The sequence below is a fragment of the Hydrogenophaga sp. genome (assembly GCF_051007235.1).
Lineage (GTDB): Bacteria > Pseudomonadota > Gammaproteobacteria > Burkholderiales > Burkholderiaceae_C > Hydrogenophaga.
This window is the reverse complement of record NZ_JBPCSJ010000350.1, coordinates 1-12,338: the sequence shown is the minus strand read 5'-3', so window position 1 is coordinate 12,338 and position 12,338 is coordinate 1. Positions and strand designations below refer to the sequence as shown.

The window sequence follows — 12,338 nt, the reverse complement described above, 5'->3', positions numbered from 1 at the left end:
AGCCCACATCGGTCTTGGTCTCTTCGAGCTTTTGCTGCTCTTCCATGCGCTTGCGCATCTCGTAGTCGTACAGGCGCGAGCGCAGGCGCTGCCAGGCCACGTCGCGGTTGCTGTGCTGGCTGCGGCCGTCCTGGCACTGCACCACGATGCCGGTCGGAATGTGCGTCAGGCGCACGGCCGAGTCGGTCTTGTTGATGTGCTGGCCGCCCGCGCCCGAGGCACGGAAGGTGTCGGTGCGCACGTCGGCCGGGTTGATGTCGATCTGGATCGAGTCGTCGATTTCCGGGTAGACGAACAGCGAGGCGAACGAGGTGTGGCGGCCGCCCGAGCTGTCGAACGGGCTCTTGCGCACCAGGCGGTGCACGCCGGTTTCGGTGCGCAGCAGACCAAAGGCGTATTCGCCTTCCACTTTGATGGTGGCGCTCTTGATGCCGGCGGTGTCGCCCGGCGTCTCGTCTTCCACCGTGGCCTTGAAGCCCTTGCGTTCGGCGTAGCGCAGGTACTGGCGCAGCAGCATGCTGGCCCAGTCGCAGGCTTCGGTGCCGCCGGCGCCGGCCTGGATGTCGACAAAGCAGTTCAGCGGATCGGCCGGGTTGTTGAACATGCGGCGGAACTCGAGCTTCTCGACCTCGGCCTGCACGTTCTTCGCTTCGCCCTCGATGGTCTCCAGCCCGGCGTCATCGCCCTCGGCCTCGGACATCTCGAACAGTTCGGTGTTGTCCGCCAGTTCGCCGGTGAGCCGGTCGAGCACGACCACCACGTCCTCCAGCGATTTCTTTTCCTTGCCCAGCTCCTGGGCGCGCTTGGGGTTGTCCCAGACGGTGGGGTCTTCCAGCGCGCTGGTGACCTCCGACAGCTTCAATGCCTTGGCATCGTAGTCAAAGATACCTCCGGAGCTCGACCACGCGTGCGCTGAGGTCGGCCAGTTGATTGCGGATGGCGTTGGTGCGTTCGGCTTCCATGGTGTTCTCTTGAAAAAGGCGGTGGGCGTGGGCAAGGCCACGAAACCCGCGATTTTCTCATGCGCCGCCCGGGCGCGGCGCGGCGGGCGCCGCGTCAGAAACGCCAGCTGGTGCCGAACATGACGGCGGCCGTGCCCAGGATCTGGACCTCGACCGCCAGTTGGGGTGTGAGGCGGTAGCCCACGGTCGGGATGACCACCGGCGAGAAGCCGCCAACGTTCAGCGGTACCTTGTCCTTGAACTCACCCACGTAGCCGTAGATGATGCCGGCGCTGACCGTGGCGTACACCTCGGGATAGGCCTTGATCGGGTTGGGCCAGAGCCATCCCGTGAACGCGTAGGCCGACGGTTGACCGAAGGAGTTGCGGAACAGGCTGGCGCCGCAAAAACGCTGGTTGGGCAGCTGGCGGCTGACGCTCAGTGCGAAGACCGCGCGGTGATCTTTCGCGTTTTCATCGGACCAGTGGTAGGTGTAAGGGGACGCGAACGCCCAGTAGCCGGAAGAGTCTGCCGTGGCGGTGGCCTGATCCCAACCGGGACAGACCGACCAGTCGGCGGCCCACGAAGGGGTGGCCAGAACCGCAGCCAGCAGCACGGTGCCCAGACGCAAACACATGGAACAATCCTTACATCGAAAGTAATCAGCGCGCGATTGTGCCTGCACCGTGTGAACGACTCGTCAACACTTGAAACAAGCCACCTGCCGTCGCCTGGCCGCTGGCATGGGCTTGCCGCCGTCGTGGCCATCGCGGCGCTGCTGGTCCTGTCGGGCTGCGCCTCGCTGGACGACTGGCAGCGCCAGAAGATTTACCGCCCCACCGCCCTGCAGAGTGCCGCCGAGTGGCAGCGCCTGCTGGCCACCCGCGGCGACGTGCAGGCGTTGACCGTGCCGGTGGGGGGCGACGGTGAGCAGGTGCAGGTGCTGCAGGTGGCTGCCCAGCCGGGCCAGGCGGCGCCGGTGCGGGTGTTCTACCTGCACGGCACCTACCGCCACGCCTGGCAGAACCTGAACAAGACCACGCCCATGCTGCGCGCTGGGCTCGACGTGTCGCTGCCCGACTACCGCGGCTGGGGCGCTTCCAGCCCGCGCGTGCCCAGCGAACACAGCATCCATGCCGACGCCTGGGCCGCCTGGCAAGCGCTGCAGGCCGCGGCGCTGCGCGAAGGGCGCCCGGTGCGCTGGGTGATCTATGGCCATTCCATGGGCTCGGCCGTGGCGGTGCAGCTGGCGCAGCGCCTGCGTGGCACGCCCGCCTATTGCGCGCTGGTGCTCGAAAGTGCCTTCACCAGCTTCCCGGACGTGGCCGAGGCGGGCGTCGGCTGGTTCGGCCGCCAGCTGACGCTGCTGGGCGGTGAACGCATGGCATCGATCGACCGCATCGCAGAGGTGTCCCCGCCGGTGTGGCTGCTGCACGGCAGTCGCGATGACACTGTGCCCTTGGCGCTGGGGCGCCGCCTGTACGAGGCCGCGCCATCGCCCAAACAGTGGCGCACCTGGCCGCTGGGCCACAGCGACTTGCAGACCGACCCGACCGGTGCCTACGACCAGACCTGGCGCGAGATCGCGGCGGGCTGTCGTTAGCCCAGAAAGTCCTCGATCAGCGCCGCCAGCCGCTGTGGCTGGTCGTGCTGCAGCATGTGGCCGGCGTCGTCGATGTGGGCCTCGGTCAGCTGCGGCACATGGCGCAGTCGCTCGCGGTACTCGGCCAGCGTGAACGTGCCCTTCCACCACTGGCCCAGGCTGTCGTCGCTGGCGGTCACCGACAGCACCGGCGCCGCGATGCGCGCATAAATGGCCAGCGCCTCCTCGACCCGGTAGAGCTGCGGGTTGACCACTTTGTGCGCCGCCTCGCCCAGCACCGCCCAGCGGCCCTGCGCGTCCGGCGCGGCCCAGTGCTGCGCCAGCCACGCCGCCTTGTCGGCGCCCAGGCGCGGGTTGGTTTTCATCAGGCGGCGGGCCACGCCGTCGGCGCTGTCGTAGGTCTTGAGGTCCATCTCGCCGCGGCGCAGCGCTTGGATCTCGTCCAGCCACTGGGCCAGCCGGGTGGGCGCCTGTGCCGGGCGGGTGGCGGGCAGGCCGAAGCCTTCGAGGTTGACCAGCCGGCGGATGCGCGCCGGCCGCACGCCCGCGTACATCATGGCCACGTTGCCGCCCATGCTGTGGCCCACCAGGTCCACCGGCTGGCCAGGTGAAAAGTGGTCGAGCAGGGCGTCGAGATCGCCCAGGTAGTCGGCGAACCAGTAGCTGTCAGGGGCCGGCTGTGGGGTCTGCGTCAGGCCGTAGCCGCGCCAGTCGGGGGCGATCACCCAGCGGTCCTGCGCCATCGCGTCGACCATGAACTGCCAGGACGCGCCCACGTCCATCCAGCCGTGCACCAGCACCAGCGGCACCTGACCGGGCACCGGGTCGCCCCAGGCGCGCACGTGGTAGCGCAGGTCGCGCACGGTCACGAAGGTGCTGCGGGAGGGGCGGCGTGCTTGGTACATTCGATTCATCATAAGGAACCGCAGGAGACCTCTGCATGGCACGCCGTCAAGGCCGCGACACCGCGTCCTTTCTCCCCCCTCAAGCCCCAGACCACCACGCCACGCTGCACGCGCGTTTCGGCTGGTCGGTGCCCGAGCGCTTCAACATGGCCCAGGTGTGCGCCCGTCGCTGGGCCGACGACCCGCAGCGCGCGCCGCAGACGGCGGTGATCGCCACCGCGCCCGGCCAGCCTGATGTGGCACACAGCTACGCCGAACTGCAGGCCCAGGCCAACCGCCTGTCCAACGCGCTGTCGGCGCTGGGTGTTCGGCGTGGCGACCGCGTCGCCATCGTCATGCCGCAGCGTTTTGAAACGGCCGTGGCCTACATGGCGGTGCTGCAGATGGGCGCGGTGGGCATGCCCTTGTCCCAGCTGTTCGGGCCCGAAGCGCTGGCGTTCCGCCTGCACGATTCCGAAGCCGTGGTCGCCCTGTGCGACGCCAGCACCGTGGCGGCGGTGCAGGGCGTCAGCGGTGACTGCCCGGCGCTGCGCAACATCGTGGCCGTGGGCGGTGGCCCGGGCGTGCTCGACTGGGCGGCGGTGCTGGCACAGGAACCGGCTCACTTCCGACTGGTGGAGACGATGGCCGACGAGGCGGCCGTGCTCATCTACACCAGCGGCACCACCGGCAACCCCAAGGGTGCGCTGATCCCGCACCGGGCGCTGATCGGCAACCTCACCGGCTTCGTCTGCAGCCAGAACTGGTTCGGCTTCGACCCCTGGGACGCGTCGGTCCCCAGTCAGGCGGTCTTCTGGTCACCGGCCGACTGGGCCTGGACCGGCGGGCTGATGGACGCCCTGCTGCCCAGCCTGTATTTCGGCCGGCCCATCGTGGCGCACAACGGGCGCTTCACACCCGACCTGGCGTTTGAACTGATGCAGCGCCACGGCGTGACGCACACCTTCCTGTTTCCCACCGCGCTCAAGGCCATGATGAAGGCCCATCCGCGCCCACGCGAACAGTTCACGCTGCGCCTGCAGGCCATCATGAGCGCGGGGGAAGCGGTGGGCGATGCGGTGTTCGCCTACTGCCGTGACCAGCTGGGGGTGACGGTCAACGAAATGTTCGGCCAGACCGAGATCAACTACATCGTGGGCAACTGCTCACGCCTGTGGCCCGCCAAACCAGGGTCAATGGGCAAGGGCTACCCCGGCCACCGCGTGGCGGTGATCGACGACGACGGGAACGAATGCCCGGTGGGTGTGCCGGGCGACGTGGCGGTGCACCGGCTGGACGTGCACGGCGACCCGGACCCGATCTTCTTTCTGGGCTACTGGAAAAACGAGGCCGCCACGCGGGCCAAGTTCACGGGCGATCCGTCCAGCAGCTGGTGCCGCACCGGCGACCTGGCGGTGCGCGACGCCGACGGCTACCTCTGGTACCAGGGCCGCAGCGACGACGTGTTCAAGGCCGCGGGCTACCGCATCGGCCCCAGCGAGATCGAGAACTGCCTGGTCAAGCACCCGGCCGTGGCCAATGCGGCCGTGGTGCCCAAGCCCGACGCCGAGCGCGGCGCGGTGGTGAAGGCCTATGTGGTGCTGACCCCGGGTGTGCAGGGCGACGACGCGCTGGTGGCCTCGCTGCAGCAGCACGTGAAAGGGCAACTGGCGCCCTACGAGTACCCCAAAGAGATCGAGTTCACCGATGCCCTGCCGATGACCACCACCGGGAAGGTGCAGCGGCGGGTGCTGCGCCTGCAGGAAGAGGCGCGCTGGAAAGTAAAAACGGGACGGGTGTGAACCCGTCCCGTGATGGCCCCACCTGGGATGCGGAGCTTGGGGGCTTTACTTCTGCGCGGTTGTGGCCGGCTCGGCCACGAAAATTTCCACGCGACGGTTCTTGGCGCGGCCTTCTGCCGTGCTGTTGTCGGCGATCGGCTCTCGCGCGCCGCGGCCGTCGGTGTTGAAGCGGGTGGCGGCGATGCCCCGTGCGATCAGGTAGTCGCGCGCGCTGTTCGCGCGGTCCACCGACAGCGGGTTGTTGATGGCGTCGCTGCCCTGGCTGTCGGTGTGACCGACGATGGAAACCACGGTCGCCGGGTTGGCGCTCAGGCTGGTGGCGAACTGGTTGAGCACGCCGGCAAAGTCCGACTTGATGGCCGAGCGCCCGACGTCAAACGAGATGTCGCTGGGGATGTCGAGCTTGAGCCGGTTGTCGGCCGTCTGCGACACGGCCACGCCGGTGCCGACGGTGGCCTTTTCCATCGCGGCCTTTTGTTCCTGCATCTTCTTGGACCAGACGTAGCCGCCCAGGGCGCCGGCGCCGGCGCCGAGCACGGCCCCGGTGGTGGCGCTCTTGCCGCCGCCGGTGATGGCGCCCAGCACGGCGCCCGCCGCGGCACCGATCGCGGCACCCTTCGCGGTGCCTTGCTGGGTTTCGGTCATGTTCGCGCAGCCGCTCAAGGCCAGGGTGGCGGCCAGCGCGGTGAGGGACAGCGAGCGCAGGGATGGTGTTGTTTTCATGGGGTTCTCCAAGGGTGTTGACAAGGCGGTGGTGACCGGCTGGCGGGGCTGACCCGCGGGTGACCAGCGGTCGGTGACCGGGAACCCTAAACTTAGCGCCTGCACGAGCGTACCGCCACCCCCGACCACCGCATTTACAAACACTTGCATGAACACCGTTGAATTGGGCACCAGCCCGTTGCACGTCACCCCCATCTGCCTGGGCACCATGACCTTTGGCGAACAGGTCAACGAAGCGGATGCGCACGCCATCCTCGACCGCTCGCTCGAACGCGGTGTCAACTTCCTGGACGCGGCCGAGATGTACTCGGTGCCGGCCAAGGCCGAGACCTGTGGCGCGACCGAAACCATCATCGGCAACTGGTTTGCCCAACGCACGGGAGTGCGCCAGCAACTGGTGCTGGCGACCAAGGTGGCCGGCCCGGCGCGAGGCATGCCCTGGCTGCGCGCCGAGGTCAGCAAGGCCGGCATCATCGAAGCCTGCGAGGGCAGCCTGCGCCGCCTGCAGACCGACGTGATCGACCTCTACCAGATCCACTGGCCGGCGCGCAACGTGCCGGCTTTTGGTGCCCTGTATTTCGACCCGGCCAAGGACCGCGCAGCGCCCACCATCGAGGCGCAACTCGAGGCCATGGCCGAACTGGTGAAGGCCGGCAAGGTGCGGACCATCGGCCTGTCCAACGAATCGCCCTACGGCGTGCACGAGTTCGTGCGTCTGGCCGACCAGCTGGGCCTGCCGCGCGTGGCCACGGTGCAGAACCCTTACTGCCTGATCAACCGCAGCTACGAGAACGGTCTGGACGAAACCTGCCACCGCCTGAACGTGGACCTGCTGGCGTATTCCCCGCTGGGCTTCGGCCTGCTGACCGGCAAGTACGACGAGACCGGTCTGGTCGGTGACCACGGCCGCATGGCGCTGTACGAGAGCATGCGGGCGCAGCGCTGGGGCCGCCCCGAAGCGCTGGCCGCGGCTCAGCGCTACAACGCGCTGGCGCGCGAGCACGGCTTCACGCCGTCCCAGCTCGCACTGGCTTTCTGCTACCGCAACCCCAAGGTGGCCAGCACCATCATCGGCGTGACCTCGCTGGCGCAACTGGACCAGTGTCTGGACGCGTGGGATGTGCAGCTCTCGCCCGAACTGCTCAAGGCCATCGACGCCATCCGCTGGGAACACCGCGATCCAGCCCAGTAACCGGCCCACCCCCGCCGCGCTGCGCGCGACCCCCTCAAGGGGGCGATGCGAGTGGCCCGGCGGAGCCGGTTCCACCGCATCCTGGCGCAGACACTGCTTTCGCTACCGTTCCTCATGTCGAAAAAAGCGCACGTTTCTGAAACACCCGCCACTGCCTGGTTGAAGGTGAATGGTGTGGCGTTCACCGAGCATCCCTACGAATACGTGGAACACGGCGGCGCACAGCACAGCGCCGCGGTGCTCGGCTTCGACCCGTTCGCCGTGGTCAAGACACTGATCATGCAGGACGAGGCGGCCAAGCCGCTGGCCATCCTCATGCACGGTAACCGGACGGTGTCCACCAAGAACCTGGCGCGGCAGATCGGTGCCAAGTCGGTCGAACCCTGCAAGCCCGAGGTGGCCAACCGGCACAGCGGTTATCTGGTCGGCGGCACCTCGCCGTTTGGCCTCAAGCGCGACATGCCGGTGTACGTCGAGTCCACCGTGCTGGACCTGCCCAAGATCCTCATCAACGGTGGCCGACGCGGCTATCTGGTGGGCATAAACCCGGCCGTGCTGGCCGGGCCGCTGGGTGCACGGCCGGTGCAATGCGCGCTGGCAGAATAGGCGGTCCCCTGCCGCGACCCTGCGGCGCCAGCGAGGAACTGCATTTTGGAAGCCCTGTACCCCGTCATCGCCACCGTCGTGGCCTACCTCATCGGCTCGCTCTCGTTCGCCGTCGTCGTCAGCCGCGCCATGGGCTTGAGCGACCCGCGCACCTACGGCAGCAAAAACCCCGGCGCCACCAACGTGCTGCGCTCGGGCAGCAAGAAGGCCGCCATCCTCACGCTGCTGCTGGATGCGCTCAAGGGCTGGCTGCCGGTGTTCCTGGTCAAGGGCTGGGGCGAAGCCTTCGGTCTGGGCGACGGCACCGTGGCCCTGGTCGGTCTGGCCGCGTTCCTGGGCCACCTGTGGCCGGTGTTTTTCCGCTTCGTGGGCGGCAAGGGCGTGGCCACCGCTGCGGGGGTCATCGTTGGTTTTGAACCCTGGCTGGGCCTGGCCGCCTTGCTGACCTGGGTCATCATCGCCTACGCGTTTCGCTACTCGTCGCTGGCCTCCATCGTCACAGCCGTCTTTGCGCCGGCGTTCTACCTGTTTGGCCACCACGTGGCCTGGAACGCGCCCGGCGTCATGGTCCTGAGCCTGGCCGTCATGGGCCTGCTGCTGGTCTGGCGACACGCCGAAAACATCAACCGCCTGATTGCGGGCAAGGAAAGCAAGCTGGGAGCGAAGAAGTCATGAGCCGCGACATCCAACGTATCGGCATGGCAGCGCGCTACAGTGAAGCCGCCGTGTTCAACGGCGTGGTCTATCTCGCCGGCATGGTGCCCGAGTGCGAGGCCACCGACATCCGCAGCCAGACGGCCGATGTGCTGGCGCAGATCGAGCAGCGCCTGAAGGAAGCCGGCAGCGACAAGTCGCGCATCCTGCGCACGCAGATCTACCTCACCGACATCCGCGAGATCGGGGTGATGAACGAGGTCTGGGACGCCTGGGTGGTGCCGGGTACCGCACCGCCGCGGGCCACGGTGCAGGCCGCGCTGGCCGATCCGGCTTGGAAGATCGAGATCGTGGTCACGGCCGCGCAGGCCTGAGCGATGAATCCGGCGCCGGGCCGCCCCAAGCCGGATTCGCACCCCCTCGGGGGGCAGCGACCCGCGCAGCGGCGGAGCGTTGGGGCCGCGATCTAGAACCTTTTTTCCAGCGTCAGCTGGTCGTTCTGCCGCTGCATCTGGAAACGGTTGAGGAAGCTGTTGCCCAGCAGCACGTAGCTCATGCTCTGCGGCGTCACCAGCGCTTCCACGCCGTAGACGGTGACGTCGCCGATGCGCACCGAGTCGAGTCGCACCACGTGTGCCACGGCCTGCCCGTTGGCGGTGTTCACGCGCACGCGCTGACCGTCCTCGTACTTCAGGTTGATGCGCCGCGCATCGGATTCACCGAGGGCCACGCTCGTGGCCCCCGTGTCCACCATGAACTGCACTTCCCGGCCGTTGATCTGCCCCGGAGGCAGGAAGTGACCGCGCGCGTCCGCCGTGAGCACGATACGTTGGCCACCGCCACCCGCGGGCGCCGCGCGACCCACGCTCACCGGCGCATCGCCCACGCGCAGCGTCTGACGCTGGCCGTTCACCTCCACCGTCGCCGCCTCACCCTGCAGGCCGAGCAGCTTCACGCCCTGGTGCGATTGCCCGGCCGACAGGAAGCGCGGTGCCGCGCCGTCGATGACCACCAGCGCCTTGCTGCCCGAGACACCGGTGAGCGCGACCGACTGGGCAAGACCCATCAGAGGCACAAGCCCCAAAACAGCTGTGAACAGAAAATGCGTTGGAGAGAGGTGCATGGTTCAAGGGCGTCGCGGAGCCGGCTTCGCCGGGCCGCCAACGCCGCCCCCTTGAGGGGGTGACGCGCGCAGCGCGGCGCGGGGGTGTTCGTTCAGTCTCTGAAGTTATCGAACGACAGCGGCAGGTCTTTCATCTCGCTGCGGATCAGCGCGATCGCGGCCTGCAGGTCGTCGCGTTTGGCGCCGGTGATGCGCACTGCGTCGCCCTGGATGGCGGCCTGCACCTTCATCTTGCTGGTCTTGATGGCCTGCTGGATCTTCTTGCCGTCTTCGCTGCTGACGCCATTCTTGACCTTGATGACCTGCTTGACCTTGTCGCCGCCGATCTTCTCGACCTTGCCGACATCCAGGAAGCGCACGTCCACGCTGCGCTTGGTCAGCTTGTTGCGCAGGATGTCTTCGACCTGCTGGAGCTGGAAGTCGGCATCGCCGAACAGGATGATCTCCTTGTCCTTGAGTTCGACCGCGGCGCTGCTGCCCTTGAAGTCGAAGCGGGTGCCGATCTCCTTGGCCGTGTTCTCCACGGCGTTTTTCACTTCCACGAAATCGGCTTCAAGTTTGGTGTCGAAAGAAGGCATGACAGGGCACTCTGCAAAAGGTGAATGAGACAATCCGGGGCATGTTAGTCGAGAAACAGGTCCCCCTCCAGCCGTACAACACCTTCGGTATCGCCGCCCGCGCGCAGCAACTCGCGCGCATCCGCAGCGAAGCCGATGTGCGCGCCCTCATGATCGCGCCCGACTGGGCCATCACCCCGCGCTTCGTGCTCGGCGGCGGCAGCAACCTGGTCATCACCGGCGACATCAAGGCCCTGGTGCTCAAGGTCGAGGTCGAAGGCAAGCGCCTGGTCGAGGAGACCGACAAGGGCTGGCTGGTCGAGGCCGGTGGCGGCGAAAACTGGCACGGCTTCGTGGCCTGGACGCTGGACCAGGGCTGGCCCGGGCTGGAGAACATGGCGCTGATCCCTGGCACCGTGGGCGCCTCGCCGGTGCAGAACATCGGCGCCTACGGCGTGGAACTGCAGGACCGCTTCCATTCGCTGGACGCCATCGACCTGCAGACCGGCGAGGGCTTCACGCTCGAAGCCGCGCAGTGCGGTTTTGGCTACCGCGATTCGGTGTTCAAGCACGTGGCCGCCGACAACCAAAGCTTCGGCCTGGCCGGCCGCGCGCTCATCACCCGCGTGCGTTTCTGGCTGCCCAAGGCCTGGAAGCCGGTGCTCGGGTACCTGGACCTCGAACGCAAGATGGAAGAGACCGGCATCCGCCAGCCCGACGCGCGTCAGATTTTCGACTGGGTGGTTGCCATCCGCCGCGCCAAGCTGCCCGACCCGGCCGTCATCGGCAACGCCGGCAGCTTCTTCAAGAACCCCACCGTCACGCCCGAGCAGTGCGCCGACATCATCGCGCGCGACCCGAAGGTGGTGCACTACCCCATGGACGACGGCAGCATCAAACTCGCGGCCGGCTGGTTGATCGACGCCTGCGGCTGGAAAGGCAAGACCATGGGCCACGCCGGTGTGTACGAAAAGCAGGCCCTGGTGCTGGTGAACAAGGGCGACGCCGAACACCCCTGCACCGGCGGCGAGGTCATGACCCTGGCCAAGGCCATCCAGACCAGCGTCTACGAGCGCTTCGGCATCCGGCTGGAGCCGGAGCCGGTGGTGATCTGAGTACGGGCTGCGAGCGACAACACGCTGGTCATCTGCGTTTGCGGTAGGCAGGGCGGATTCAAGCCTGAAGTGCAACACCTGCTACCGAGTAAGGTCCGCAGATGCAGAGCACACCGCCAAGAAGATATCAACAACTCCAGCCTGAAGACCGCGTGACGCTGGCCAGCCTTGTCCAGCAGAAGTACACGGTTCGAGATATCGCCCTGGTCTTGGGGCGATCCCCCAGCACCATCAGCCGGGAACTGCGGCGCAACGCCCAGCCCACAGGCTACGCCAGCACCACAGCGCGTGCCTGCGCCCAGCGCAGACGCCTGCAAGGCCGCCCACTGGGCAAGCTCCATCGCGATGGCATTCTGTTCGGGGTGATGCGCCACTTTCTGAGCGAGCGCTGGTCGCCCCAGCAGATTGCCCTGACACTGGCCTGCATCTTCCCCAAAGGCCATGAGCACCGCGTGTCACACGAGACGATCTACAACTGCATCTATGCCCAACCCGTGGGCGAACTCAAGCGCGAGCTGATAGCCACCCTGCGTCACGCCCACAACAAACGCGTGCCGCGCAGCAAAGGACAGGACCGCAGGGGTCAGATCCCCGACATGGTGAGCATCCACCTGCGCCCGCCTGAGATTGAAGACCGGCAGTTTCCAGGGCACTGGGAGGGTGACCTCATCAAGGGAGCAGCCAACGCCAGTGCGGTGGGCACTCTGGTAGAGCGCACCAGCAGGCTGCTGATGCTCATCAAGCTGCCCGAGTTCAAGCCCGCCAGTGCGGTCAATGTGATGCAGGCCTTCTCTGACAAGCTGCTGGGCATTGCAGCGCCCATGCGCCAGAGCATGACGTACGACCAGGACCGGGAGATGGCGATGCACAAAGAGCTAAGCCGCCGCACGGGCGTTGCGGTGTACTTCTGTGACCCGCACAGCCCTTGGCAGCGTGGCTCCAACGAGAACACCAACGGACTGGTGCGCCAGTACCTGCCCAAGGGGACTGACCTCTCGGGCTACAGCCAGGAGCAGCTCGACGCCATTGCCGACCAGATCAACAACCGGCCACGCAAAGGTCTGGGCGTACGATCACCGCTGGCGGTCTATCGGGAGGTGCTCCTGAACAGACCACAACACTCCACCCTCATTCATAG

The 12,338-nt window shown here is 67.1% G+C and carries 13 protein-coding genes and 1 pseudogene; 8 read left to right on the top strand and 6 right to left on the bottom strand.

The window, feature by feature from the left end:
- Together prfB and ACR2JA_RS12500 are read right to left on the bottom strand one after the other, a co-directional pair.
- A pseudogene (gene prfB / locus ACR2JA_RS12505) lies at positions 1-962 on the bottom strand (peptide chain release factor 2); the annotation flags it as partial.
- Positions 963-1,056: 94 nt separating this feature from the next.
- Positions 1,057-1,578 (bottom strand): ABC transporter ATP-binding protein, encoded by a 522-nt coding sequence (locus ACR2JA_RS12500; protein ID WP_434009408.1) that lies wholly within the window; start codon positions 1,576-1,578, stop codon positions 1,057-1,059.
- A gap of 51 nt (positions 1,579-1,629) precedes the next feature.
- Here ACR2JA_RS12500 and ACR2JA_RS12495 point away from each other — a divergent pair, with 51 nt between their 5' ends.
- A complete protein-coding gene (locus ACR2JA_RS12495; protein WP_434009407.1) occupies positions 1,630-2,544 on the top strand; it encodes an alpha/beta hydrolase in 915 nt (304 codons plus the stop codon).
- Here the strand turns inward: ACR2JA_RS12495 and ACR2JA_RS12490 are convergent.
- Positions 2,541-3,449, bottom strand: coding sequence for an alpha/beta fold hydrolase (locus tag ACR2JA_RS12490; protein WP_434009406.1), 909 nt, complete (start codon positions 3,447-3,449; stop codon positions 2,541-2,543). The two genes, ACR2JA_RS12495 and ACR2JA_RS12490, sit on opposite strands and share 4 nt — an antisense overlap.
- Positions 3,450-3,484: 35 nt before the next feature.
- On the opposite strand from ACR2JA_RS12490, the gene ACR2JA_RS12485 reads away from it, so the two are divergent.
- Positions 3,485-5,230 carry an acyl-CoA synthetase gene (locus ACR2JA_RS12485; RefSeq protein WP_434009405.1) on the top strand — a complete coding sequence of 582 codons (1,746 nt, stop codon included), beginning with the start codon at positions 3,485-3,487 and terminating at the stop codon, positions 5,228-5,230.
- A gap of 45 nt (positions 5,231-5,275) precedes the next feature.
- Here ACR2JA_RS12485 and ACR2JA_RS12480 read toward each other — a convergent pair whose 3' ends face one another.
- Positions 5,276-5,953, bottom strand: a complete 678-nt coding sequence (locus ACR2JA_RS12480; protein ID WP_434009404.1) for an OmpA family protein — start codon at positions 5,951-5,953, stop codon at positions 5,276-5,278.
- 148 nt (positions 5,954-6,101) lie between these two features.
- On the opposite strand from ACR2JA_RS12480, the gene ACR2JA_RS12475 reads away from it, so the two are divergent.
- The 4 genes from ACR2JA_RS12475 to ACR2JA_RS12460 all read left to right on the top strand — a co-directional run bounded on the left by ACR2JA_RS12475 (position 6,102) and on the right by ACR2JA_RS12460 (position 8,779).
- Complete coding sequence (locus ACR2JA_RS12475) at positions 6,102-7,145, top strand: aldo/keto reductase (RefSeq protein ID WP_434009403.1); 1,044 nt, start codon at positions 6,102-6,104, stop codon at positions 7,143-7,145.
- A gap of 114 nt (positions 7,146-7,259) precedes the next feature.
- Positions 7,260-7,751 (top strand): aminoacyl-tRNA deacylase, encoded by a 492-nt coding sequence (locus ACR2JA_RS12470; RefSeq protein ID WP_434009402.1) that lies wholly within the window; start codon positions 7,260-7,262, stop codon positions 7,749-7,751.
- Positions 7,752-7,796: 45 nt separating this feature from the next.
- On the top strand, positions 7,797-8,426 hold the full coding sequence (gene plsY / locus ACR2JA_RS12465) for a glycerol-3-phosphate 1-O-acyltransferase PlsY (protein WP_434009401.1): 630 nt from the start codon (positions 7,797-7,799) through the stop codon (positions 8,424-8,426).
- Positions 8,423-8,779, top strand: a complete 357-nt coding sequence (locus ACR2JA_RS12460; protein WP_434009400.1) for a RidA family protein — start codon at positions 8,423-8,425, stop codon at positions 8,777-8,779. Before plsY ends, ACR2JA_RS12460 begins: the two co-directional genes overlap by 4 nt.
- Before the next feature lie 92 nt (positions 8,780-8,871).
- On the opposite strand, the gene ACR2JA_RS12455 is transcribed toward ACR2JA_RS12460, so the two are convergent.
- Together ACR2JA_RS12455 and ACR2JA_RS12450 are read right to left on the bottom strand one after the other, a co-directional pair.
- A complete protein-coding gene (locus tag ACR2JA_RS12455; RefSeq protein ID WP_434009399.1) occupies positions 8,872-9,471 on the bottom strand; it encodes a retropepsin-like aspartic protease family protein in 600 nt (199 codons plus the stop codon).
- A 149-nt stretch (positions 9,472-9,620) separates the two neighbouring features.
- Positions 9,621-10,106: a YajQ family cyclic di-GMP-binding protein gene (locus ACR2JA_RS12450; RefSeq protein ID WP_434009398.1), complete on the bottom strand. Its 486-nt coding sequence runs from the start codon at positions 10,104-10,106 to the stop codon at positions 9,621-9,623.
- Positions 10,107-10,147: 41 nt separating this feature from the next.
- Here ACR2JA_RS12450 and murB point away from each other — a divergent pair, with 41 nt between their 5' ends.
- Together murB and ACR2JA_RS12440 are read left to right on the top strand one after the other, a co-directional pair.
- On the top strand, positions 10,148-11,200 hold the full coding sequence (gene murB / locus ACR2JA_RS12445; RefSeq protein WP_434009397.1) for a UDP-N-acetylmuramate dehydrogenase: 1,053 nt from the start codon (positions 10,148-10,150) through the stop codon (positions 11,198-11,200).
- Positions 11,201-11,301: 101 nt separating this feature from the next.
- Positions 11,302-12,338 (top strand): IS30 family transposase (locus ACR2JA_RS12440; RefSeq protein WP_434009396.1); only part of this gene is annotated, 1,037 nt, incomplete at its 3' end.